Consider the following 24,145-nt stretch of genomic DNA (forward strand, 5'->3'; position numbering starts at 1 on the left):
CCTCACCCCACAAGCGCATCGGCCCGGTGCGCTTTAATCTGAGCTACCGCGCAGGCGATGTCGGGTGCCAGCCAGCGATCCTGCTGCCAGCGCTCAACAACCTGCCGCAAATGCTGCCAGGCGCGCCGCGTGCCTGCTGCCAGCTGTGACTCACCGTGAAACTCCAGCGCCTGCGCCGCCAGCAGATACTCAATCGCGATAATGTGATCAACATTGCTGACCAGTTTCAGCAGCTTCAGCGCCGAGCCGGTGCCGAGGCTCAGATGATCCTCCTGTAATCCTGAAGTGACATAGTTATCAAGCACCGCAGGCTGCGCCAGCTGACGGTTCTCCGCGCAGAGTGACGCCGCCACGTACTGCGCAATCATCATGCCGGAATTCACGCCCGGCTCGGCCACCAGAAACGGCGGCAGGCCGCTGACCAGCGGATTCACCAGCCGATCAAGCCGTCGCTCGGCGATGCTGCCCAGCTCCGCCATCGCAATCGCCAGCAGGTCGCAGGCCATTGCCACCGACTCGCCATGCGGATTGGACTGTGACACCACACGCCAGGCCTGCGGCGTCCCCAGCACCAGCGGATTGTCGGTACAGGCGTTGAGTTCGGTCTCCACCTGACGGACAGCGTGACTAAACTGATCGCGACAGGCGCCGTGCACCTGCGGCATCGAGCGCAGACTCAGCGCATCCTGAGTCCGGATGCCAACGCTGGCTTTCAGCAGCGGGCTGTCACTCAGCAACTGGCGCAGACGTTCGCCGCTGCGCTGAATCCCCGGGCTGGCCTTCAGCGCCAGCACCTCAGGGTCAAACGCCACCAGTTGACCGCGCAGCGCTTCAAAGCTCATCGCACCGGTAACGTCTGCCCAGTCCAGCAGCCGTTCGGCATCGTCCAGCGCCAGACAGGCTAAGCCAGTCATGCAGGGCGTGCCGTTGACCAGGCTCAGCCCCTCTTTGGCACCAGGCCGGTAAGGGACTAATCCCGCCTGGGCCAGCGCCTGCTGCGCCGGAACGATTTCGCCCTGCCACTCCACCTCGCCGATGCCAATCATCGCCAGGCCGATATGCGCCATGTGGGTCAGATATCCCACCGATCCCTGTGACGGTACCTGTGGGGTAATCTGCAGGTTTAGCAGCGCCAGTAGCTGCTGCACCAGCGCCACTGAAACACCTGATTTTCCGTGGCTGTAGTTCGCAATCGCAGCGCAAAGAATGGCGCGGACCTCGGGTTTTGCCAGCACCGGCCCGACGCCACAGGCATGGCTCAGCAGGGTATTGCGCGACAGCTGGCTCAGTTCATCTTCAGACAGGGTGATGTTGCACAACGCCCCCAGCCCGGTATTGATGCCATAAGCCACCTGCCCCGCCGCCACGATATTCCCGACGATTTCACGGCTCTGCGCAATTCGCTGCCAGGCACTGTCGCTCAGCGTCAGGGTGGCACCGTGCCGGGCGACCTGCACCAGCGCCTGCCATTTCAGCGGGCCATCGCCCCAGACCAGCGTCTGACGTATCACGTCACTCATACCACCGGCTCCACCTGATGATGACTGGAGATAAACTGCTTAAAGCGCGCCGATCCCGCCTCGCCGAACATCGCCTCTGGCGTGCCCTGACAATCAATGGTGCCCTGATGCATAAACACCACCCGGTTAGAGACGTTGCGGGCAAAACCCATCTCATGAGTCACTACCAGCATGGTGCGGCCCTCTTCCGCCAGGCTGCGCATGACCTTCAGCACCTCGCCCACCAGTTCCGGATCGAGTGCCGAAGTTGGCTCATCAAACAGCATCACCTCCGGGTCCATTGCCAGCGCCCGGGCAATCGCCACCCGCTGCTGCTGACCGCCTGAAAGCTGGGCGGGATAGAAATCTTTGCGATTCAGCAGACCGACCCGATCCAGCAGCTGTTCCGCCTGGGCAATACAGGCTTTTTTATCGCGCTTGAGGACGTAGTGCGGCCCTTCAATGACATTTTGCAGCACGGTCAGGTGCGACCAGAGGTTAAAGCTCTGAAACACCATGCCGAGACGGGAGCGCAACCGCTCAATCTGACGCGGATTAGCCGCCAGCTGGTGTCCCCGGGCATGGCGCTTCATCTCAATGGTTTCGCCGCCCACGCTGACCACGCCCGCATCAGGTGTCTCAAGCAGATTAATGCAGCGCAGCAGCGTACTTTTGCCCGAGCCACTGGCACCGAGTATTGAGATAACATCGCCCTGGTGCGCCTGCAGCGAGATGCCTTTCAGCACCTCCATGGCGCCAAAGGATTTATGGATATCGCTGGCCGACAGCGTGACGGGTGGCAGTTCAGACATGTTTATTTTCCTCCAGGAATCGGCTTAGCGGCCGGTAACGGCTTTTTTTCCGGTTTATGAACCGGCGTCAGGCGCCGCTCCAGCAGGGCATAGAGTTGCACAATGATGAAGTTGAGGATCAGGTAGATCGCCGCCGCACAGAGAAACACCTCCATAGTGCGGTAAGTACGCTGGATAATCTGTTGCGCCACTCCGGTGACATCCCAGACCGTGACCAGACTGGCCAGCGCGGTCGATTTCACCAGCAGAATCGCCTCGGTGGAGTACGCGGGCAGCGCATAACGCAGCATCACTGGCGCGATAATGCGCCGCAGTAGCAGCCCGCGCGACATGCCGCACGCCATCCCCGCCTCCACCTGACCGGGTGGCACAGCCAGCAGCGCGCCGCGCAGGATCTCCGCGGTGTAGGCGGCGGTGCAGAGCGACAACGCCAGCACCGCACAGGTAAAGGGCTCACGCAGAAACGGCCAGAAGAGACTGTGCCGGATCACACCAAACTGCCCGAGGCCGTAGTAGATCAGGAACAGCTGGATCATCAGCGGCGAGCCGCGAAACACCAGAATGTAGCCACGGGCAAAAGCACTCAGCAGACGCCAGCGGCTCATGCGCAGCGCCAGAATACCCACCGCCAGCACGCCACCACACAGAAAGGCGCTGATAAACAGGCCCAGCGTAACCGGCAACGCGGCGCTGAGTTTCAGGAAGGTGTCAGTGAGGAACGCAAAATCGATCATAAGTCTCCTTAATGCTGTGCAGCGGTGCGGCTTTGCCAGGCGCGACCAAGACGGGATTCAGCCCGCAGAAAGGCGCGGTTCGACAGCAGCGTCAGCAGCAGATAACAGGCACCGCCCACCAGATAAAAGGAGAAGTAATCACGGGTGGAGCCGGCCGCAATCTGGCTGGCCCGCATCAGCTCGACAATGCCGGTCACTGACACCAGCGCCGAGTCTTTCAGGCTCATCTGCCAGACGTTTGACAGGCCGGGCAGCGCATAGCGCGCCACCTGCGGCAGCAGGATGCGTTGCAGGATGCGCCAGCGCGGCATACCAATAGCGACAGCGGCTTCAATCTCCCCTTTCGCCAGGGCCAGCCGTGCGGCACGATAAACTTCCGCCTGGTAAGAGCCGGAGATAAGCCCGATGGCCAGCGCCCCGATCAGAAACGGCGGCGCTTCGATAAACCCGTCCGCGCCAAACAGTTGTCCGATCTGCGTGATCAATCCCGATCCGCCGAAGTAGAACAGGTAGATCACCAGCAGCTCAGGGATGCCACGAAAGATCACCGAGTAGCCTTCCCCTGCCCAGCGCACCGCGCGGTGCGGGGATAACTTTGCAGCGGCGACGCCCGATCCCACCACCGCACCGACCAGCAGCGCGGCAAATGAGAGCAGCAACGTCGTCAGCGTCGCACTCAGAATCAATCGTCCCCAGCCCTCCGGGCCAAAACTCAGCAGGCTTATCATTAGTTACCTCACTCAGGGTGTGACGTCAGTTTTGAACCACTTCTCGCTCAGCTTTTTCACTGTGCCATCGGCCAGCGCGGCTTTGATCGCCTGATCCAGCCGGGCTTTCAGATCGTTGTCTGCCATGCGCACGCCCATCGCCTCGCCCTCACCCCAGATTGGGCCGCCCAGTTGCGGACCGCTAAAGCTGAGGTTACGGTTATCCGGTCGCGCCAGCATCGACTGCGCAAAGGTCACATCGTCAAACACCGCGTCAATACGCCCCGCCTGCAAATCGAGGATCGCATCTGCTGAGCTGGTGTATTCCCGGACATCCGCCACCTCTTTGAAGTACTTGTCGATAAACGGCGTGTAGACAGTGCCGGAGGCGATACCGATGGTTTTGCCCTTCAGCGCCGCTTTCAGGGGTGCGATAGCTGGCTCCACGGTTTTCTCATCGTCGGTGAGTTTGATGATCTTACTGTCGGCAGGCAGCAACGACCCTTTCACCGTGATGAAAGTGGCGGGCGTTGAGGCGTAGGGCACGGTGAAATTGATCACTTTCTTGCGATCGGGGGTGATCACAATTGCATCCATGATCACGTCATATTTTCCGGCATTCAGACCGGCGATCATTCCATCCCAGTTCTGCACCACCAGCTTGCACTGTATCGCCATGCGCTGGCAGAGATCGGCCATCAGCTCCGGTTCAAAACCGCCCAGCTTGCCGCCTGGCAGGGTGAGGTTCCAGGGTTCATAACTGCCTTCGGTGGCAATGGTGATCGACTTCCACTCTTTGGCCTGGGCGCTGACGCCACAGAGCAGCAGGCTGGAAACCAGCGTAGTGAGACATAAACGACGAAGAGTCAGAGGGTGTGTCATACGGTTCTCCTGAAAGTAGCGGCCTGGTGATCGTCCTGACGAGATTTAACATAAATTTCACAGGATGATATGTCATGTATATACAAGTTAACGCAGCGCAGTTCATTGCCGGCTTTATCGTTTTGTGAGCCAGACAGAATTTATTACGCAGATGGCGGTGCTGCTGCACTTGTACATACAACCAAGCAAAGGTTATGCCAGCTCTGCAGAAGTGGAAAAAAGCGGCGGTAGTCTGGGAGCGGGCAGGCGACCTGCCCGCCGCTGCACTTAATCAGGGCAGCGATGCACCGGAGTGGCGCATCGCTCTGGTGAGTTTTATTGCGATTTAGCCTGCGCCAGCATGGCGTGGATCAGTGCCTTCAGCACGTTCTGCAACCGGGCGGCACGTGCCTGCTGCCAGGCGTAAGGCGGGGTTTCATCCATGTAGTTGAGCTGCGCCAGCTCCAGCTGGACCGCCTCAATCTGCTGCTGCGGCTGACCGTAGGCACGGGTGATGTAACCGCCTTTAAAGCGCCCGTTAATCACCCAGCTGTAGTCGTTCTGCGCCGCGCACACGGCCTCCAGCGCCGTACTCATTGCTGGCGTGCAGCTTGCGCCGTCGTTGGTGCCAATGTTGATATCGGGCAGGTGGCCGTCAAACAGGCGGGGAATTTCACTGGCGATAGAGTGGGCGTCAAACAACAGCGCATAGCCATGCTGCGCTTTGAGCCGCGCCAGCTCCTGTTGAATCTGCTGATGATAGGGCTGCCAGATCTGATCGATGTAGCCCTGACGCACCGTGTCGTCGGGTGTTTTGCCTGGCGCAAAGGTCGGTGTGCCGTCGAACAGGGTTTCCGGGAACAGGCCGGTGGTGGCGCTGGTGTAGAGCGGCTGGTTATCGGGCGGGCGATTGAGATCGACCACAAAGCGGGAGTAGCGCCCGATTAACACGCTGGCCCCGAGATCACGCACAAAATCATACAGCAGCGGAATATGCCAGTCGGTGTCGGGTAAGCCGCGCGCGGCCTCACTCAATCCGGCTTCCACGTCGGGCGTCAGCTCGGTACCGGCGTGGGGAATGCTGACCAGCAGCGGCAGACTGCCCTGGGTAAAATGGAAAGGGTTCATTGCGGTTCTCCACGATAGATAACGGTACAGGGCAGTTCACCACCCAGCCAGTAAACCAGTTCCGCCGGACGGGCCAGCGGCCAGTGAACGAAGTTCGCCACTTTTCCCGCCTCCAGCGAGCCGTGACTGTCGGCCAGCCCCAGCGCTTTTGCCCCCCACAGCGTGACGCCCGCCAGCGCCTCTTCCGGCGTCATGCCAAACAGGGTGCAGCCCATATTAAGCATCAGACGCAGCGACAGCGCAGGCGAGGTGCCGGGATTGGCATCGCTGGCCAGCGCCATCGGCACGCCATAACGCCGGAAGAGATCCACCGGCGGACGCTGCGTCTCCCGCAGCAGATAAAATGCACCAGGCAGCAGAACCGCCACGGTGCCATGCTGTGCCATCGCTCTGGCATCCTCCTCGGTGGCATATTCAAGGTGGTCGGCAGAGAGCGCCCCATAGCGGGCCGCCAGTGCTGCGCCACCTGACGCCGAGAGCTGCTCCGCATGCAGTTTCACCGGCATGTCCAGCGCCACTGCCCGATCAAACACTCGCGCCACCTGCTGCGGTGAAAAGGCGAGATGCTCGCAGAACGCATCCACCGCATCCGCAAGTCCCAGTGCCTGCACCTGCGGCAGCAGCCGTTCGCAGATGATATCGACCCAGCCATCCGGGTCGTGCTTAAACTCCGGCGGAAAAGCATGTGCCGCCAGACAGGTAGCGCGCACGTCAGCGGCTACGCTCTCTCCCAGCTGGCGAATCGCCCGCAGCATCCGCAGTTCGCTCTCTTCATCCAGGCCATAGCCGGACTTGATCTCCACGGTGGTGACGCCCTCGGCCAGCAGGCGGTTAAGCCGCCAGCGAGCCGATGCCACCAGTTCCTCTTCAGTGGCGGCGCGGGTAGCGCGCACGGTTGAGAGAATGCCACCGCCCTGCGCGGCAATCTCTGCATAGCTGACGCCATTCAGGCGCTGTTCAAACTCCTGGCTGCGGTCGCCGCCAAACACCAGGTGAGTATGACAATCCACCAGTCCCGGGGTCACGATGCCGCCCGGCAGATGATGATGCTGATCGGCGACGAACGCGGGCATCTCCGCCTGCGGCCCGACCCACACCAGCCTGCCCGCCCGCACCACCAGCGCGCCCTGGGGGATAAGATGGTACTTTCCGTCACGCATGGTGACCAGGTCAGCCCCGGTCCACACCGTCTCTACGCGCATCTCTTCTGCCATCGCTGCCTCATGCCTCCGCCGTTTACACTGTGCCTCAAAGTATGTATATGTATATACAACCACATCCGATGAGGATCAACCATGGCGACTTTTTTGCCTCGCGTGCACTGCTGGCGGAGGGCTGGCAGCAGCAGGTGCGTATCACGGTCAACCAGGCCGGTTTTATCGACTCCATTACCCCGGATAGCCACGCTGGTCAGGCTATCCGGCTCAACGGCGAGGTGCTCCCGGCAATCGCCAACCTGCACTCGCACGCCTTCCAGCGTGCCATGGCGGGTCTGGCTGAAGTAGCGGGCGATCCTCAGGACAGTTTCTGGACGTGGCGGGATCTGATGTACCGCATGGTGCAGCGCCTGACGCCGCAACAGGTGGGCGATATTGCCGCCCTGCTCTACATCGAGATGCTGAAAGGCGGCTACACCCAGGTGGCAGAGTTTCACTACCTGCACCACGACACACAGGGTGCGCCCTACAGTGATGATGCGATGCTGCAACAGCTGATTGAAGCGGCGGAGATCGCCGGTATCGGCCAGACGCTGCTGCCGGTGCTCTACACCTACAGCGGCTTCGGCAGCCAGCCAGCGTCGGCGGGTCAGAAGCGTTTTATCCAGCAGACCGACCGCTATCTGCAACAGCAGGCGCGGCTTGATGCGTGGCAGCAGCAAAGACCACTGCTGAACCGTGGCCTCTGTTTCCATTCGCTGCGGGCGGTGAGTGAAAGCCAGATGCAGGACGTGCTGGCGGCCAGTGATCCGACGCTGCCGGTACATATCCATGTGGCTGAACAGCAGAAAGAGGTGAATGACTCGCTGGCGTGGAGCGGCGAGCGTCCGGTGGCCTGGCTGCTGAACCGCTTTGAGGTGGATGCGCGCTGGTGCCTGATCCACGCCACCCATCTGGATGAGAGTGAGCTGGCGCGTCTCGCCCGCAGCGGCGCAGTAGCGGGTCTCTGCCCGACCACCGAAGCCAACCTCGGTGACGGCATCTTTCCGGCAGTGGAGTACATCGCGCAGGGCGGATGCTGGGGCATCGGCTCTGACAGTCACGTTTCGCTGAGCGCCCAGGAGGAGCTGCGCTGGCTGGAGTATGCTCAGCGACTGCGCGACCAGCGTCGCAACCGGATTACCCTGCCCGGCCAGCCGTCGGTAGGCGATCTGCTGTGGCAACAGGCAGCAGCGGGCGGTGCGCAGGCGTGTGGCATTCAACAGGGCACGCTGGCGGTAGGACAACGTGCCGACTGGCTGGTGCTGCGGGATGAGGCGTGGCTCGGCAGCGTCGGGTCGCACGCCGTACTCAACCGCTGGCTCTTTGCCGGGCAGCGCGATCAGATTCGGGACGTTTATGTGGCGGGTAAAGCCGTGGTTGAAGATGGGGTGCATCCGCACCAGACGGCGTGTGCCGCCCGTTTTGCTCAGGCGATGGAGGCGCTGCGATGATCGCCCGGTTCACGTACCCGGAGCTGGCGGTCAGCCGCTGGCGCAACGGCGGCGGCGAAACCCGCGAAATCATCAGCTTTCCGCCCGGCGCGGAGCGCTTCGGCTGGCGCGCCAGTATTGCGACGCTGGCGCAGGATGGTCCCTTCTCTGCCTTTCCTGACATTGATCGGGTGATTACCCTGCTACATGGCGATCCGGTGTTGCTGACCGCGCCGGGCGTGCAGCACTTACTGACGCCTCAACAGCCCTGGGCGTTTGCCGGCGAACTCGCTTTAACGGCAAAGCTGCAGGGCAGCGTCAGCGAAGATTTTAATGTCATGACGCGGCGTGGGGAATGGCAGGCAACGGTGGAGGTGGTGACCACGCCGGTCAGCTCTCTGCATGGCATTGCCTGGGTGCTGGCTGGCGCCTGGCAGACGGCTGACGGGGAACGGCTGACCGCGCAACAGGGCGCGTGGTGGGTCGATGAAGAAACAGAACTCAGCCCGTGCGATACCGATGCCCGGCTGCTGTTTACCCGTCTTAGAGCCTATCCCAGTAGGCGTAATTGTTGCAGGTAGTCTGGACACGGACAGCGCGGAACAATCCGTAGTACACGTAGTCCGTGAGGATGACTCGCTGCGCTCGCCCCTTCGGGGCCGCCCTGACGGGCGTTCAGGTTGCTAAAGCAGCCTGTGTGAGCACTGCCCAGGTTCAGAATGACAAATAAAATAGCCTGATGGGCTCGGCTCTTAACCATGTCCTCTGAAGCGGCCCAGTAATTTGTAACGTGAGCCAGGATAGAGCAGCCGCGCATAGGTCACGATTTTAGTGTCGCTCCAGGTCTGACGGCGAATCAGCAGGCAGGGTTCATGCTCATCCACCGACAGATGTTTACGCTGACGCGCATCGGGCAACACCGCTTCAACAATGTGCTCGCCCGCCGTCAGCGGCGCAACGCGCATCAGATAGGTGTAAGGCGTCATCTGCTGATAATCCTGCGTCAGGTAATCGGGCGCGACCAGCGGATTGACCAGGCGGTCCTCCAGCTGCACCGGCAGATCATTTTCATAATGCACAATCAGCGAATGATAGAGCATCTGCCCGGTGGTCAGTCCCAGCACCGCCGCCTGCTCAGGATCGGCTTTGTCCTGGCCGATGGCGAGAATTTTGCAGCTGTGCTGATGGCCGCGCTGAGCGATCTCATCGGCGATGTTATGCACCTCCAGCATGGCGGTGTAGCCTTTCATCTCCGCCACGAAGGTTCCGACGCCCTGCATCCGCACCAGAAAGCCTTCGCTGGTGAGTTCACGCAGCGCCCGGTTAATGGTCATGCGGCTGACGCCCAGTTCATTCACCAGTTCACTTTCTGATGGCACACGCTGATTCGCTTTCCACAACCCTTCACGGATCTGGCTGACGATGGCCTGCTTCACCCGCTGATAAATCGGGGCAGGCTCATCGCTCATTGCCGCCGCCAGTTGTGCCAGTGCCGTATGCTCAACCATTTGCTGTTCCTTATGCTGAAAGTCCCCTAAGTTTACTGTCTCACCGTGTGAATGTATATACATCCAGTACGGTGCACGGCGCCCCAATGGTGCAGCCTGCGCATCCTGATGGTGCAGGCTCTGAGTAGCGCTAAATAGTCAACCCGCAGCCGGCGGGCAATCGATTTTTGTGATCGGCCTGGCACGGCACTTGCTTACTCCCTTTGATTGTATAGACAAGCATAGACAAGAATTAACGCTTATGTTTCACTCGTATTATTCCGCTGGATCAGGGCAAGGAGAGCAGTTTAGCCACGCCAGCACACTTGTATAGACAGGAGTAGACTATGTCAGGTTCGTTTCAGGTTTTGCGCCTGGTGCCAGGCGAGGTGGACCTCGCCACATTACGCGCTATCTATCAGGGTAACGTCACGCTGACGCTTGATGAGCCCGCGCGTCAGGCCATTGCGGCGGCGCAGCAAACCGTGGATGCGATTGTCGCCTCCGGCAACGTGGTATATGGCATTAATACCGGCTTCGGCAAGCTGGCGCAGACGCAAATCCCGGCCAGCCGGCTGGCGGATCTGCAGCGTAATCTGGTGCTGTCACACAGCGTCGGGCTGGGCGATCTGCTGCCCGACAATGTTACCCGTCTGGTGGTCGCCACCAAAATCATCAGCCTGGCACGCGGTCACTCTGGCGTGCGAATCGAACTGGTTGAGGCGCTGCTGGCACTGTTCAATGCGGGCGTAATGCCTTGCATCCCGGAAAAAGGCTCGGTCGGTGCCTCCGGCGATCTGGCACCGCTGGCGCACATGTCCCTGATGCTGCTGGGCGAAGGTCAGGTCCGGCTCAGGGGTGAGTTGATCCCGGCCACCGAAGGACTGGCAAGCGTGGGCCTGTCGCCGTTTGTACTCGGCCCGAAAGAGGGACTGGCGCTGCTTAACGGCACTCAGGTCTCAACTGCGCTGGCGCTGCGCGGCCTGTTTGAGGGTGAAAACCTGTTTGCCGCCGGTCTGATGGCCGGTGCGCTGTCGCTGGAGGCGATTAAAGGCTCACTGAAACCGTTCGACGCCCGTATCCATCAGGCGCGCGGCCAGCATGGTCAGATTGCGGTCGCCGCTGCCGTCAGTACCCTGATTGAGGGCAGTGAAATAGTGCTGTCGCATACGCATTGTGGCCGCGTTCAGGATCCCTACTCCATCCGCTGCGTGCCACAGGTGATGGGTTCCTGCCTGGACAACTTCAGCCACGCGGCGCGGATTCTGGAAATCGAAGCGAACGCGGCCTCTGACAACCCGCTGGTGTTCAGCGACAGCGGCGATGTGATCTCCGGCGGCAACTTCCACGCCGAGCCGGTGGCCTTTGCTGCGGACATCCTGGCGCTGGCGATTGCCGAAGTCGGGGCCATCTCCGAGCGGCGGCTGGCGCTGCTGCTGGACAGCGGCTTGTCGGGTCTGCCGCCCTTCCTGGTGCGCGACGGCGGCGTAAACTCCGGCTTTATGATCGCCCAGGTGACCGCCGCAGCCCTGGCCTCTGAGAATAAATCGCTGGCCCATCCGGGCAGCGTCGACAGCCTGCCGACCTCCGCTAATCAGGAAGATCACGTCTCGATGGCGACCTACGCCGCGCGCCGTCTCGGCAGCATGTGCTTTAACAGCGCCGCGGTCGTGGGCATTGAGGCGATGGCCGCTGCACAGGGCATTGAATTCAACCGGCCGCTGAAAAGCTCTGCGCTGATTGAGCAGGCCATCGACACCATTCGCGAGCAGGTCGCCTTCCTTGAGGAGGATCGCCTGCTGGCTCCCGATATCGAGGCAATGCGTCAGTGGGCAAGTCGCACTGACTGGCCTCAGGCATTGACCGCGCTGCTGCCGAGCATGCGCCCAACTTGTTGAATTAAGGAATCTTTCATGAGCGAAACTCTTTCTCAGGCTGTGGCACGTGAAATTCGCGCGCCTCACGGTACCACGCTGCACTGCGCCAACTGGCTGATTGAAGCCGCTTACCGCATGATTCAGAACAACCTCGATCCCGATGTTGCCGAGCGACCGGAAGATCTGGTGGTTTACGGCGGTATCGGTAAGGCGGCGCGTAACTGGGAGTGCTTCGAGCAGATCCTGCGTTCGCTGCGGGCACTGCAGCCGGATGAAACCCTGCTGATCCAGAGCGGCAAGCCGGTCGGCATTTTCCGCACCCACGCGGATGCACCCCGCGTACTGCTGGCAAACTCCAATCTGGTGCCGCACTGGGCAACCTGGGATCACTTCCATGAGCTGGATAAAGCGGGCCTGATGATGTACGGCCAGATGACCGCCGGTTCCTGGATCTATATCGGCGCGCAGGGCATCGTGCAGGGCACCTACGAAACCTTCGTGGAAGCGGGACGTCAGCACTACAACAACGACCTCAGCGGACGCTGGATCCTCACCGCCGGGCTGGGCGGCATGGGCGGCGCGCAACCGCTGGCGGGTGTTCTGGCCGGGGCCTGTGTGCTGGCGATTGAGTGTCAGGAGTCGCGCATCGATTTCCGCCTGCGTACCCGCTATGTAGATTACAAAGCCACCACGCTGGATGAAGCGCTGGCGTTAATCAGCGAAGCGACCGCGGCGAAAAAAGCGATTTCGGTCGGGCTGCTGGGCAATGCCGCCGAGATCCTGCCGGAGCTGGTGAAGCGCGCCCGGGCGGGCGGGCCAAAACCGGACATCGTCACCGATCAGACCTCGGCGCACGATCCGATTAATGGCTATCTGCCGGCTGGCTGGGATCTGGTGCGCTGGCAGCAGGAGCGCGTCTCACAGCCGAAGGCAGTAGAGAAAGCGGCACGTGCGTCAATGGCGGTCCACGTGCAGGCGATGCTCGACTTCTGTCATATGGGCATCCCGACCGTTGACTACGGCAACAATATCCGTCAGGTCGCGCTGGATGAGGGTGTCAGCAACGCCTTCGACTTCCCAGGCTTTGTACCGGCCTACATCCGTCCGCTGTTCTGCGAAGGAAAAGGCCCGTTCCGCTGGGTGGCGCTGTCCGGCGATCCGGAAGATATCTACAAGACCGACGCGAAACTCAAAGAACTGTTTCCGCACCACAAAACGCTGCATCGCTGGCTGGATATGGCGCAGGAGCGCATCGCCTTCCAGGGATTGCCAGCACGTATCTGCTGGCTGGGACTGGGCGAACGGCATCTTGCCGGTCTGGCGTTCAATGAAATGGTCCGCAACGGCGAGCTGAAAGCGCCGGTGGTGATTGGCCGCGACCATCTCGACTGCGGCTCGGTTGCCTCACCTAACCGTGAAACCGAAGCGATGAAGGATGGCTCGGATGCAATCTCAGACTGGCCGCTGCTCAACGCGCTGCTGAACACCGCAGGCGGTGCGACCTGGGTCAGCCTGCATCATGGCGGCGGTGTCGGCATGGGCTTCTCGCAGCACGCCGGTATGGTGATTGTCTGTGACGGCAGCAAAGAGGCGGATGCGCGTCTGGGTCGGGTGTTGTGGAATGATCCGGCCACCGGCGTGATGCGTCATGCCGACGCGGGTTATGAGCTGGCACAAAGTTGCGCGGCAGAGCACGATCTGAACCTGCCGATGCAGAAGTAATACGCTGAACGGGGCGGGCAGCGACTTGCCCCGTTTTCTTCGCGTTTTTCCATTCTTAAGCCCTGCCCGGACATCACTTCCTTATTACTTATTCCATTTTGATTTAGCCTATAGCCAGATTTCGTCCTGCCGGCGATAGACGCAGCGCCACCCGACCTCTAAAGTGAAATCTTCTCATTCTGTATGGAGCGCGACTCTGCATGACCCTTTCCCCTGCCCTGCTTGAAGATGCCCTGCGCTGGCGCCGTGAGTTTCATCGCCACCCCGAATTAGGTTACCAGGAACAGCAAACCAGCCAGTTTATCGCTGATGAGTTAGAGCGGGCGGGATTGCAGGTGTTTCGCGGTCTGGCGGGCACCGGCGTAATCGGCACGCTGGAAAACGGTCCCGGCCCGGTTATCGGGCTGCGTGCGGATATGGATGCGCTGCCGATTACGGAAAAAGGCGACACTGAATGGCGCTCCGCGACTCCTGGCGTGATGCACGCCTGCGGGCACGACGGTCACAGCGCCATTCTGCTGGCCGCCGCCCGACAGCTGGCCGCCACACGCCAGTTCCGCGGCACGGTACATTTCATTTTTCAGCCTGCCGAAGAGAACCTGGGCGGTGCGCGCAAAATGGTGGAAGAGGGACTGTTCCAGCGCTTCCCGATGGATGCGATCTATGCGATGCACAACTGGCCGGGACTGCCGCTGGGGTCACTGGCGGTTAACCCTGGCGCCATGATGGCGTCGCTGGATTCGTTTGAGATTACCCTGCACGGCAAAAGCTGCCACGCGGCGATGCCGGAAAGCGGTGCCGATCCAATGGTGGTGGCGGCCGAGCTGATTCTGGCGCTGCAGACAATTCCGTCACGTCGGCTCTCGCCGCTCGCCTCGGCGGTGGTCAGCGTGACGCAGATCCACGGTGGCGAAGCAATCAACGTGATCCCGGAACAGATTGTGCTGCGCGGCACGGTGCGTTGCCTGCAGACCAGCGTGCGCGAAAAAGTACGCGGGCTGATTGATGAATTTGTCGCTACCCTGCCACGTCCGTTTGGTGTCAGCGGTGAGATTGAGTGGTTACCGGGTTATCCGGTGACCGCCAACCATGCTGCCCCGGCTGAGCAGGTGCGCGAGGTGGCGCTGGCGACGCTGGGAGCCGAACAGGTTCAGTGGCAGGTCAATCCGTCGATGGCGTCTGAAGATTTTGCCTGCATGATGGAGGCCTGTCCGGGTGCTTACTTCTGGCTGGGCGCGGATGGCGATACGCCTTCCGCCCCGCTGCACAACGCCCGCTATGACTTCAACGACGCGCTGCTGCCAATTGGCATTACTTTCTGGCAGAACCTGGTTGAACAGGCGCTGCCAGCAGCCTGAGTCAGTAACCGGCGGCGAGGATCTGCTGCTCTGCCGCCGCCAGCGAGTCGCACTGACCGCTGGCACGCAGGCAGCAGGCGAGCTGAAGTCGCAGTGATGCGGGCACCGGCCGCTGCTGATTCAGCACCTGCTCAATCCAGCGCGCAGTTACCTCTGCCGTCTTGTCCGCCGGCAGTTCAACGGCCACTTCAGGCTGACGCTCAACCCACACTTCCGCTTCTGCGCCTGCGCCCTGAATCATGCTGATCGCCGGGCAGCGCTGTGGATTGGCATAGACTTCCCCTTCGGTGCCATTGAGCAGTATCGCAGGCGCATCGATGTCACTGAAGAATTTCGCCACACGCGGCACATACTCCGGATGCGACACGCTCGACAGACGCAGCGCCGCACGTTCGGCAAACGGGGTCGCCAGTTTTGCCAGCGTATGCGCGCTGTTACGCACGCCCATTCGCCAGCGCAGCGACAGCTGTTTCGCCATTGGCGGGCAGAGATGATCGATGGTGATAAAGGCGAGTTCGCCCTGATCGAGTTTTGCCTGCGCCGCCTCTGCGGTGGTGACGGGGGCAATACCCAGCGCGGCAAACACCGCTTCACTGGTGATGCGCGTCGCGTCGTCGCTGACACCATGCACCACCACCGGGAAGCCAAGTTTTACCAGCAGCAGCGCCAGCAACGGCGTGAGATTGCCCTGCCGCCGCGCTCCGTTGTAGCTGGGGATCACAACCGGCATCGGGCGGTTTTCCGGCGCCTGCAGTTGCATCATCTGCGCCTGCATCGCCTGATAAAAGCCGCGCATTTCCGCTTCGCCTTCGCCTTTAATACGCAGCGCAATCAGAATGCCGCCCAGCTCCAGGTCCGGCACCTCGCCCGCCAGCATCGCGCCATAGAGCGCCACGGCGGTATCAAAGTCGATATCGCGGGCATGATTTTTACCGCGACCAATCTCTTTAATGATTTTATTCAGTTCCATCACTCGCTTCCGGTTAAGTGCGCGGCTCAGCGCCGCGTGGGACGTCGTTTACGCACCGTGTTTTTTGGCACCACGGTGGCCGGTATCGCTGCCGGCTCTGGCGTTTCCGGCTGCTCAATCGGGAAGATCGGCAGCGCCGCTAACAGCCGGCTGCCGTAGGATTTGCTCAGCAGACGGCGGTCGTAAATAACGATTTCGCCATAACATTGATGGCTGCGAATCAGGCGTCCGACCTGTTGAATCAGGGTAAAAGAGGCGCTGGGTAAGCTCTGCACCTCAAACGGATAGCGTTTCAGGCTTTTCAGCCACTCGCCTTCGGTCAAAATTACCGGACTGTCTACCGGGGGAAAAGCGATTTTGTGGATATGCACCTGACTCAGCAGATCGCCTTTGAGATCCAGCCCTTCGGCAAAAGACTGCAGGCCAATCAGGATGCTGGTTTCCCCTTTGGCGACACGCTGACGATGCAGATCGACCAGGCGGCTGCGCGGCTGATCGCCCTGAACCAGCATTGAGAGGCGCAGGTCGGGCAGACAGGCGACAAACTGCTGCATCGCCCGGTTGCTGGCAAACAGCACCAGCACGCCTTTGTGCTTTTTCTCCGCCATCTGTTGCCGGAAGAAACCGGCCATCTCCGCGATATGCTCCGCTTCGTGCGTCATCAGCGGCTCATAGCGCATCTGCGGGATCACCAGCTTGCCCTGTTCCACGTGGTTAAACGGGGAGTCCAGTGCCACAAAGCGGTCGCCCGCCTTCTCGCTGAGTCCCGACATCTCCTGCAGGCGGTTGAAACTGTTAAGCGATCGCAGGGTGGCGGAGGTCACAACCACGTGCGGAATTTTACGCCACAGCATCTTCTCCAGCTGGTCGCTGACGCGGATGCCGGCGCAGTGAAACAGCAGGTGCGCCTGACCTTCGCGCAGCTCACGGGTGATCCACTTTGACACCGGCGCGCCAGAGGCTTTTTCCATCGCCGCCAGCCGCCACAGTTTGCTGACCGATTCGAACCAGCCAAACTGGCGATTGAGCTGCAGCAGATTGCGATGCAGTCGCACCACATCCACTTTACCTGTCTGCTCGCTCAGCGCATTAATCAAACCTTCACTCAGGCCGCGCAGCGCATCGCTGAGCTTAAAGAGCCGGGCGCAGAGATCCAGCAGCTCCTGCGGCAGCGCGCCCAGCACAAAGCGGAATTCACCCGGCTGATTATGCGGTGGCAGCAGCGGATTCAGCGCCTGAGCGGTAATCGTCAGCAGTTCGCGCAGTTCATCGCAATGCGCTTTCAGCCGCTCCGGGTTAGCCAGCGGCGGCGGTGATTTTGGCCGCATCTGCGTCATAATGCTCTCTACCAGCTTGATAAAGAGGTCGAGCTGCAGGCTGCTCCAGCCCGGCGTAATGTCGGCGCTCATCTCCAGCGCATCGCGGGCCACTTCCGGCAGATGATGCCCTTCATCCAGCACCAGCATCAGGTTTTTTGCCGGTGGCAGCACCGACTCATTCTCCATTGCGGCCATGACCAGCGCATGGTTCGCCACCACTACATCGACCTGCTCAATTTCGCGCCGCGCCACAAAGAACGGGCATTCACGATACCAGCGACAGTGTGCGCCAAGGCAGCTCGCTTTGTCGGTGGAGAGCCGCTGCCACAGGCTGTCGCTGACGTTCTCCTCGCTGTGATCGCGCAGGCCGTCCCACTGATAGCGATCCAGCGATTTCTGCAACCGGCCACACTGCGTCTGCTCCTCTTTAGTGCTGCTGACGGCATCATCGTCCAGATAAAGCAGCAGATCTCCCTGCTCATCGTCATCGGCCGCCATCGCCGCCAGATTACGCGGACAGACATAGCGCCCGCGACCAAAGGCGGCAGTAAAGGTGAGATCGGGAATGATTTTTTTCAGCAGCGGCAGATCTTTGGTGAAGATTTGATCCTGCAGCGCCACGTTGGCGGTGCTGATCACCAGCCGCTTCTCCTGGGCACGGCTGGCCGCGATGCCCGGGATCAGATAAGAGAGGGTTTTGCCCACGCCGGTTGGCGCTTCAACCGCCAGATGGCGCGAATCGTCGCCCGCCAGGCACTTCGCCACTTCGGCGATCATCTGGCGCTGCGGCGCACGTGGGATGAAGTCAGGCACCTGCTGCTGAAGCGCTTTATACCACTGCGCTATCTGGCTTTTTACTGCGGCTGTCAGGGCCATGATTTGCGTTACCACACCGAAAATATGGCCTGTATTTTTACACAGTATCCTGTTGGCGTCAGCTTTCGCGCCGAATTTTTCGTGCGACGTCGTAAATTTCAGCGGTTGCCCGTTTCAGGGTCGTGCGGGCAACCCGTCAACCCGGGCCGCTCAGGCATAAAGAAAGGCCAGCCGCATGAGCTAGCGGCTGGCGTCGGCGCCTGGCTACGCCAGCACCTGGTACATATAGGTGGTGGCATCCAGCACGCCCGCGGTGGATTCGGCATAAAACGGGATCGACCCCGCCACCTGCCAGCCCAGCGAGCGATAGAGATCGCTGGCGACATCGCCGCTGCGCGTATCCAGCACCAGCAGCGTTTTGCCCTGCGCACGGGCCTGCTGCTCAGCGCGCTGCATCAGCTCACGCGCGATGCCCTGACGGCGCGCCTGCGGATGCACCAGCAGTTTGCTGATCTCCGCCCGGTGGCGGCCATTAGGCATCGCGCTGCCACTGAGAATGACAGTGCCCACGATGCGACCGTGCTGCCGCGCAACGAATAGTTCGCTGTCGCCGTCTGCCAGACCGGCGATCCGCTGCTGCCAGAATCGCGTCATCACCTCTTCGTCTGCGGCATTAATAAAGCCGACGCTGGCGCCGTCTGCCACACAGGCCTGCAGCACCGCTGTAAGTTCGCCCAGTTGCTGTTGCGCTTCGTCGGCGCGAAGTATTGTGTAATCGATCATGGTTTCGCCACCACCAGTAAATAGCGCGCGCCGTCAGTCAGGTGTGCCTCAAAAGCCGATTTCCCGACCAGATGAAAACGTAAGCAGTCACCGGGCTTCAGCGCCCACTGCTGCGCCCCCATCGTGACGGTGAGGCCGCCCTCGCGCAGCCAGATATGCTGCTCCAGACCCTGAATGGGTGGCGCATCGTAATCTATACGTGCACCAGGCCGTAATTTGCCCTCAACCAGTTCGCATCGGAAATGAAGCGCAGGGGGTGAAACATTCCGGCGAATAAATCCGCTGGATTCATCCTGCCACACGGGCTGCTGGTCATCTCTGATCAGCAGACTGGACTCCTCCTCCACTTCACTGAGCAGGCGCGACATCGTTAATCCGTAGGCAACACACAGACGGTTAAGCAGCGCAGCAGTAGGGCTGGTCTCGCTTCGCTCAATGCGCGATAATGACGCACGACTGATGCCCGTTGCGACAGCAAGTTCATCCAGCGACCAGCCGCGTTGCAGGCGTAACTCTGCCAGCCTCACCGCCAGTCGTTGCTCCGTATTCAGCTCTGACATGGTGATTTCTCATATTTGGGAATAATTCTCTTATATGAGATATAACGGAGAAACGGCGTATCAGTCAAGTTGTACATCGAGAAATGTATTGTACAACTTAGTCGGCTTCGTTATGGTAATTACACTCAGACCAATCGAAAGAGGAATTTATGACCTTATACAGTATCGGTGACGTCGCCGAGCGCTGTGGCATAAACCCAGTCACCCTGCGCGCCTGGCAGCGTCGTTATGGCTTACTGAAGCCGCAACGTACCGAAGGCGGACATCGTCAGTTTGACGAAGAGGATGTTCATCGCATCGAAGAGATTATGCGCTGGATTGAAAGCGGCGTGCCGGTCGGTAAAGTTAAGGCACTGCTGGAAGGTGGCGATGTAGATGCCCATGACGGCTGGACCACACTCCAGGATGAGCTGATCAGCGTCCTGCGTCACGTCAGACCCGCTAAACTTCGTAATAAAATTGCCGCGATTGGTCGCGAACATCCGATTGATGCGCTGATCGACCATGTTTTTATGCCGGTGCGCCAGAAGCTGAGTCTGGACCAGAACACCGCCCGCACCATGTGCAGTCTGCTGGATGGTTTGCTGATCGATTATGTCGCGTTCTGCCTGACCGGCAGCCGCAAAAAATCGGGTAAAGATGCGCTGATTATTGGCTGGGGTATTGACGATCGTACCCGCATCTGGCTGGAAGGCTGGCGTCTGTCGCAGCATGGCTGGCGCATTGATGTGCTGGCAGAACCGCTGGATTTACCGCGTCCTGAACTCTTTCCCGGCATGAATATGTTTGTCTTTACCGGTAAAAAACTGACCCGCCGCCAGCAGGAACAGCTGTCACACTGGCAGGAACAGGGCTATGCCGTGCGGTTGCACGACCCCGCCTGATAACAAAAACGCACGCCGGGCACTTTGCCTGCTGCCTTGCGCGCGCTATTATCCCCGCCTCACTGTTAACGAGCTCAGGTTTTACCCATGAACTGTAAAAAAGCTTTCTTCGCCACGCTGTTTTTTATTATGGCGGCAGGTGGCACCGGCGGTCTGATGCTGGTGGGATACTCTCTCATCGTTCACTCACGCTAAGCCAGCGCTGCAGGCGTTCAAACAGGCGATCGCTGACTATCGCCAGCAGCGCCACCAGTAATGCCCCCTGAATGACATAGGCTGTATTAAAACCGCTTAAGCCGATAATCACCGGCGATCCCAGACTTTTCGCGCCGACCGTCGAGGCGATGGCAGCGGTGCCGATGTTGATAATCACCGAGGTGCGTATCCCGGCGATGATGACCGGCGCAGCCAGCGCCAGCTCAATCTGCCACAGCCGCTGCCAGCTACTCATGCCGACCCCGATGGCGATCTCCCGACTGCTGGCCGGTACGCTATCAATACCCGCCAGCGTCCCCTGTAAAATCGGCAGCAATCCGTAGAGCAGCAGCGCCACAACCGCAGGCCAGGCACCAAATCCCATCACCGGCACCGCAATCGCCAGCACCGCCACCGGCGGAATCGTCTGCCCTGCCGCCACAATGGTTTCCATCAGCGGCCGGAAGGCCCGCCCCGCCCGCCGCGTCACCAGCACACCACTGCCAATGCCAATCACAATCGCCAGCAGGCTGGCGGTGATCACCAGAAACAGATGCGCCAGCGTCAGTTGCCAGAAGCTCTCCTGCTGATAGAGTGGCCGCGCCAGTTCGGGAAACCAGCGGTGAAACAGCGGCCCGCTGTAAGGCATCAGGGTCAGCAGCGCGCCGTAGAACAGCACCAGCCACAGCAGAGGATCCCTTAGCCTGCGCATGTTAAATCCTCGCGCAGTTGCAGCAGATCGCCAAAGTGGAGCACGCCCAGCGGCCGCTGCTGATCGTCGATGACCGGCAATTTATCGGTACGCCGGGCGATAAACTGCGACAGGGCGTCCCGCAGCGTCAGTGCCGCAGCGATCGGTTCGCCCGGCAGCCACTCGCCGCGCCGCACAGCATTACCGACCTGCTCCAGCGACAGCAGCCGTACTCCCATTTCGCTGCGACCAAAGAAGTCGCGCACAAAATCATTTTTCGGCTGGGTCAGCAGCTCCACTGGCCTGCCCTGCTGAACAATCTCGCCGTTATCCATCAGCACAATGCGGTCTGCCAGCGTCAGCGCTTCGTCGATGTCGTGCGTCACCAGCACGATGGTGCGGCCCGACAGTTGATGAATGCGCAACATCTCCTGTTGCAGCACCCCGCGCGTCACCGGATCAAGTGCGCCGAACGGTTCATCCATCAGTAACACTTCCGGATCCGCCGCCAGCGCCCGCGCCACGCCGATGCGCTGCTGCTGACCACCCGAGAGCTGATGCGGATAACGGTCCAGCAGTTGCGCATCGAGATTCAGCAGCGCCAGCAGCGCCGTGATACGTTCATTGACCTGTGCCCGGGGCCAGCCCAGCAGCACTGGCACCGTGGCGATATTCTTCCGCACCGTCCAGTGCGGGAACAGGCCAATCGACTGAATGGCGTAGCCCATGCGCCGTCGCAGCGTGCGGGCATCGAGCTGGCGAATCGACTCTCCGGCAAAGCGGATTTCACCACTGTCAAACTCCACCAGCCGGTTGATCATCTTCAGGGTGGTCGATTTGCCCGAACCGGAGGTGCCAAGCAGCACGCAAAACTCCCCTTTCGCCACCTGTAACGACAGATCTTTCACCGCCGCTTTACCGTTAAACGCGCGGGAAACGCCGTCAAACTCAATCATCTTTTCTCTCCAGCAGTGAGATCAGCAGGCGGAACAGCGCATCGATGATCACCGCCAGTGCAATCACCGGGATCACCCCCAGCAACACCAAATCAAGCGCACTGCTTAGCAGTCCCTGGAAAATAATCGCGCCAAAGCCGCCCGCGCCAATCAGCGCCGCGACCACCGCCATGCCCAGCGTCTGTACCACCACTACCCGCAGGCCCGCCAGCCAGACCGGCAGCGCCAGCGGCACATCCACCGCGAAAAACTGCTGCCAGCCACTCATGCCGACGCCGCGTGCACTCTCCCGCACCTCGTGCGGCACCTGTTGCAGCCCCACCACCACGCTGCGCACCAGCGGCAACAGGGCGTAAAGCACCAGAGCGATCAGCGCCGGAGCCATCCCAATGCCGCTGATGCCCCAGTCGCCGAGCCACGGAAAATGCTGAGCCAGTCCGGCCAGCGGCGCAATCAGCAGACCAAACAATGCCACCGAAGGCACCGTCTGAATCACATTTAGTACGCCGAACACCCCACCCTGCCAGCCAGGTCGCCGGAATAGCGTGACGCCCAGCGGCAGCGCAATCATCAGCGCAGGCAGCACCGTTCCCGCCAGCAGGGTGAGATGACGGCTCAGCGCGGCATCAAACACCGCGTGGCGGTTGGCATACTCTTTCAGCAGGGAGAGATCGCTGAGCTGGCCACTGAACAGCAGCAAAAGCGGCAACAGCCAGACCTGCAGATTGAGCAGCAGCTGTGCCAGCCGATGACGGGTCAGTTGCCGCACCTGATCGGTGATCAGCAGCAAGAGTAGCGCGCCGCTGCACCACAGGCCGCTGGCAAAGCTGGTGCGCGCCAGACGGCTGCCCTGCTGGCTGAGTAAGGTGGCCTGATGCCCGCTGAGCCAGATAATCGCCGCCAGCATCAGTTCTGCCGCCAGCAGCGCCAGCATCAGCGTGATGCGGGTCGGATGCCGCCACAGCAGCAGCCACAGCGTCACCAGCGGCAGCAGCAACAGCCCGAAGCGGCTAATCTGCCAGCCCATCAGCGGTTCACCCGCTACCAGACGGTTCGGGGCTAAGTTCAGAAACGGCAATGCCACCAGCGCCAGACTCAGCAGCGTCAGCAGCAGCAGTGCCACCGGCTGCTCAACCGGACGGCGTATCGCTTCCCGCGATATCTGCATCGGTTACAGCAGCTTTTTCTGCTGCAGCCATTCGGTCGCTACGCTGCTGGCATCCTGACCGTCGACCGCGATTCTGGCGTTGAGCTGTTGCAGCGTCTTCTCATCAAGCGCGCTGAACACCGGCTTCAGCCACTCTGCAATCTGTGGATAGGCTTTGAGTACCGATTCACGGATCACCGGCGTCGGCGCATAAATCGGCTGAACCCCTTTAGGATCGCTGAGCGTCTGCAGACCTAATGCCGCCACCGGACCGTCGGTGCCGTACGCCATCGCCGCGTTTACGCCGGAAGTCTGCTGTGCCGCTGCGCTGATGGTGACAGCGGTATCGCCGCCAGCCAGCGACAGCAGCTGGTCCTGCTTGAGATCAAAGCCATAGGCTTTTTCAAAGGCGGGTAAGGCATCGCTGCGTTCAATAAATTCTGCTGAGGCCGCCAGTTTGAAAGTGCCGCCTTTTTTCAGCCAGGCGCTGAGATCCGCCAGAGAGTTGAGCTGATTTTTTTCAGCCAGATCTTTTCGCACAGCGATAGTCCAGGTGTTATTGGCCGGAGCGGGCGTCAGCCAGACCAGATGGTTTTTCTCCGCATCAAGCTTCTTAACCTTTTCGTAGCCTTCAGCGGCATTTTTCCAGGCGCTGTCTTTCTCATCATTGAAGAAAAATGCACCATTGCCGGTATATTCCGGATAGATATCAAGTTCGCCCGCCGTGATAGCACCGCGCACCACCTGCGTGGTGCCGAGCTGAATTTTATTGACGGTTTTTACCCCGTGCTTTTCCAGCACCTGAAGGATCACATTGCCCAGCAGCGATCCTTCGGTATCAATTTTTGAGCCGACCCGCACCGGGTCCGCCGCCTGTGCTATCCCCATGCTGAGCAGCAAAGCGCTGACGCCCATCCAACCCCGAATTCTGACCATGGCTTTTTCCTTATCGCAGTGTGTTGTTTTTACGTTTTGTTCGTGCGTGATGATTCACAAGGCGTTGTGCGCCT

23 protein-coding genes are annotated in these 24,145 nt (G+C 60.5%); 7 read left to right on the forward strand and 16 right to left on the reverse strand.

The genetic code is table 11. The features are described from left to right. Positions 1–2: 2 nt before the first annotated feature. Genes ACR8BN_RS12985 through ACR8BN_RS13005 form a run of 5 tightly spaced genes read right to left on the reverse strand, consistent with a single transcriptional unit; the run spans position 3 to position 4,634 of the window. Complete coding sequence (locus tag ACR8BN_RS12985) at positions 3–1,520, reverse strand: HAL/PAL/TAL family ammonia-lyase (protein ID WP_031591734.1); 1,518 nt, start codon at positions 1,518–1,520, stop codon at positions 3–5. Then, positions 1,517–2,311: an ABC transporter ATP-binding protein gene (locus tag ACR8BN_RS12990; protein ID WP_022625980.1), complete on the reverse strand. Its 795-nt coding sequence runs from the start codon at positions 2,309–2,311 to the stop codon at positions 1,517–1,519. Before ACR8BN_RS12990 ends, ACR8BN_RS12985 begins: the two co-directional genes overlap by 4 nt. Before the next feature lie 2 nt (positions 2,312–2,313). Further along, positions 2,314–3,045 carry an ABC transporter permease gene (locus ACR8BN_RS12995; protein WP_010254311.1) on the reverse strand — a complete coding sequence of 244 codons (732 nt, stop codon included), beginning with the start codon at positions 3,043–3,045 and terminating at the stop codon, positions 2,314–2,316. A gap of 8 nt (positions 3,046–3,053) precedes the next feature. Further along, positions 3,054–3,773, reverse strand: coding sequence for an ABC transporter permease (locus ACR8BN_RS13000; protein WP_434746998.1), 720 nt, complete (start codon positions 3,771–3,773; stop codon positions 3,054–3,056). Positions 3,774–3,785: 12 nt separating this feature from the next. Then, positions 3,786–4,634 (reverse strand): transporter substrate-binding domain-containing protein, encoded by an 849-nt coding sequence (locus ACR8BN_RS13005; RefSeq protein ID WP_031591733.1) that lies wholly within the window; start codon positions 4,632–4,634, stop codon positions 3,786–3,788. Positions 4,635–4,828: 194 nt separating this feature from the next. Here ACR8BN_RS13005 and ACR8BN_RS13010 point away from each other — a divergent pair, with 194 nt between their 5' ends. Continuing rightward, entirely contained in the window at positions 4,829–4,963 is a 135-nt protein-coding gene (locus ACR8BN_RS13010; protein WP_434746999.1) for a hypothetical protein, read from the forward strand. Here the strand turns inward: ACR8BN_RS13010 and hutG are convergent. Continuing rightward, the gene (gene hutG / locus ACR8BN_RS13015) at positions 4,950–5,741 is read right to left on the reverse strand and encodes an N-formylglutamate deformylase (protein ID WP_434747000.1); all 792 of its coding nucleotides are present in this window, start codon (positions 5,739–5,741) and stop codon (positions 4,950–4,952) included. The genes ACR8BN_RS13010 and hutG overlap by 14 nt on opposite strands. Further along, complete coding sequence (hutI, locus tag ACR8BN_RS13020; protein ID WP_137227866.1) at positions 5,738–6,955, reverse strand: imidazolonepropionase; 1,218 nt, start codon at positions 6,953–6,955, stop codon at positions 5,738–5,740. The genes hutG and hutI overlap by 4 nt, the downstream gene beginning before the upstream one ends. Before the next feature lie 47 nt (positions 6,956–7,002). Between hutI and ACR8BN_RS13025 the strand changes: the two genes are divergently transcribed. Together ACR8BN_RS13025 and ACR8BN_RS13030 are read left to right on the forward strand one after the other, a co-directional pair. Continuing rightward, on the forward strand, positions 7,003–8,391 hold the full coding sequence (locus tag ACR8BN_RS13025; protein WP_434747001.1) for a formimidoylglutamate deiminase: 1,389 nt from the start codon (positions 7,003–7,005) through the stop codon (positions 8,389–8,391). Continuing rightward, positions 8,388–8,951: a HutD/Ves family protein gene (locus ACR8BN_RS13030; protein WP_031591725.1), complete on the forward strand. Its 564-nt coding sequence runs from the start codon at positions 8,388–8,390 to the stop codon at positions 8,949–8,951. Before ACR8BN_RS13025 ends, ACR8BN_RS13030 begins: the two co-directional genes overlap by 4 nt. A 171-nt stretch (positions 8,952–9,122) precedes the next feature. On the opposite strand, the gene hutC is transcribed toward ACR8BN_RS13030, so the two are convergent. After that, the gene (gene hutC, locus ACR8BN_RS13035; protein ID WP_083068617.1) at positions 9,123–9,878 is read right to left on the reverse strand and encodes a histidine utilization repressor; all 756 of its coding nucleotides are present in this window, start codon (positions 9,876–9,878) and stop codon (positions 9,123–9,125) included. A gap of 326 nt (positions 9,879–10,204) precedes the next feature. Between hutC and hutH the strand changes: the two genes are divergently transcribed. The 3 genes from hutH to ACR8BN_RS13050 all read left to right on the forward strand — a co-directional run bounded on the left by hutH (position 10,205) and on the right by ACR8BN_RS13050 (position 14,814). Continuing rightward, positions 10,205–11,755, forward strand: a complete 1,551-nt coding sequence (gene hutH, locus ACR8BN_RS13040) for a histidine ammonia-lyase (protein ID WP_434747002.1) — start codon at positions 10,205–10,207, stop codon at positions 11,753–11,755. A 15-nt stretch (positions 11,756–11,770) separates the two neighbouring features. Next, the gene (gene hutU / locus ACR8BN_RS13045; RefSeq protein WP_022625986.1) at positions 11,771–13,456 is read left to right on the forward strand and encodes a urocanate hydratase; all 1,686 of its coding nucleotides are present in this window, start codon (positions 11,771–11,773) and stop codon (positions 13,454–13,456) included. Between the two features lie 200 nt (positions 13,457–13,656). Further along, entirely contained in the window at positions 13,657–14,814 is a 1,158-nt protein-coding gene (locus ACR8BN_RS13050; RefSeq protein WP_031591721.1) for a M20 aminoacylase family protein, read from the forward strand. Position 14,815: 1 nt separating this feature from the next. Here the strand turns inward: ACR8BN_RS13050 and ybiB are convergent, their stop codons facing one another. From ybiB to ACR8BN_RS13070, 4 genes are all read right to left on the reverse strand, one after another. Next, complete coding sequence (gene ybiB / locus ACR8BN_RS13055) at positions 14,816–15,784, reverse strand: DNA-binding protein YbiB (RefSeq protein ID WP_031591720.1); 969 nt, start codon at positions 15,782–15,784, stop codon at positions 14,816–14,818. A 26-nt stretch (positions 15,785–15,810) separates the two neighbouring features. Next, positions 15,811–17,979 carry an ATP-dependent DNA helicase DinG gene (dinG, locus tag ACR8BN_RS13060; protein WP_031591719.1) on the reverse strand — a complete coding sequence of 723 codons (2,169 nt, stop codon included), beginning with the start codon at positions 17,977–17,979 and terminating at the stop codon, positions 15,811–15,813. Between the two features lie 204 nt (positions 17,980–18,183). Then, entirely contained in the window at positions 18,184–18,702 is a 519-nt protein-coding gene (locus tag ACR8BN_RS13065) for an N-acetyltransferase family protein (protein ID WP_425012617.1), read from the reverse strand. Next, a complete protein-coding gene (locus ACR8BN_RS13070) occupies positions 18,699–19,262 on the reverse strand; it encodes an XRE family transcriptional regulator (RefSeq protein WP_033771214.1) in 564 nt (187 codons plus the stop codon). Before ACR8BN_RS13070 ends, ACR8BN_RS13065 begins: the two co-directional genes overlap by 4 nt. Before the next feature lie 149 nt (positions 19,263–19,411). On the opposite strand from ACR8BN_RS13070, the gene ACR8BN_RS13075 reads away from it, so the two are divergent. Next, positions 19,412–20,146, forward strand: a complete 735-nt coding sequence (locus ACR8BN_RS13075) for a MerR family transcriptional regulator (RefSeq protein WP_010254274.1) — start codon at positions 19,412–19,414, stop codon at positions 20,144–20,146. Positions 20,147–20,321: 175 nt separating this feature from the next. Here the strand turns inward: ACR8BN_RS13075 and ACR8BN_RS13080 are convergent, their stop codons facing one another. From ACR8BN_RS13080 to osmF, 4 genes are read right to left on the reverse strand one after another with little or no spacing between them, the layout of a single operon-like run. Continuing rightward, positions 20,322–21,053: an ABC transporter permease gene (locus ACR8BN_RS13080; protein ID WP_010669716.1), complete on the reverse strand. Its 732-nt coding sequence runs from the start codon at positions 21,051–21,053 to the stop codon at positions 20,322–20,324. After that, complete coding sequence (locus tag ACR8BN_RS13085; RefSeq protein WP_010254263.1) at positions 21,041–21,988, reverse strand: ABC transporter ATP-binding protein; 948 nt, start codon at positions 21,986–21,988, stop codon at positions 21,041–21,043. The genes ACR8BN_RS13080 and ACR8BN_RS13085 overlap by 13 nt, the downstream gene beginning before the upstream one ends. Next, a complete protein-coding gene (locus tag ACR8BN_RS13090; RefSeq protein WP_434747003.1) occupies positions 21,981–23,156 on the reverse strand; it encodes an ABC transporter permease in 1,176 nt (391 codons plus the stop codon). The genes ACR8BN_RS13085 and ACR8BN_RS13090 overlap by 8 nt, the downstream gene beginning before the upstream one ends. 3 nt (positions 23,157–23,159) lie before the next feature. Next, entirely contained in the window at positions 23,160–24,071 is a 912-nt protein-coding gene (gene osmF, locus ACR8BN_RS13095) for a glycine betaine ABC transporter substrate-binding protein OsmF (protein ID WP_033766761.1), read from the reverse strand. Positions 24,072–24,145 lie beyond the last annotated feature (74 nt).

Origin of the sequence: Pantoea sp. Lu_F5_004, assembly GCF_051136245.1 — a bacterium.
Lineage (GTDB): Bacteria > Pseudomonadota > Gammaproteobacteria > Enterobacterales > Enterobacteriaceae > Pantoea > Pantoea agglomerans.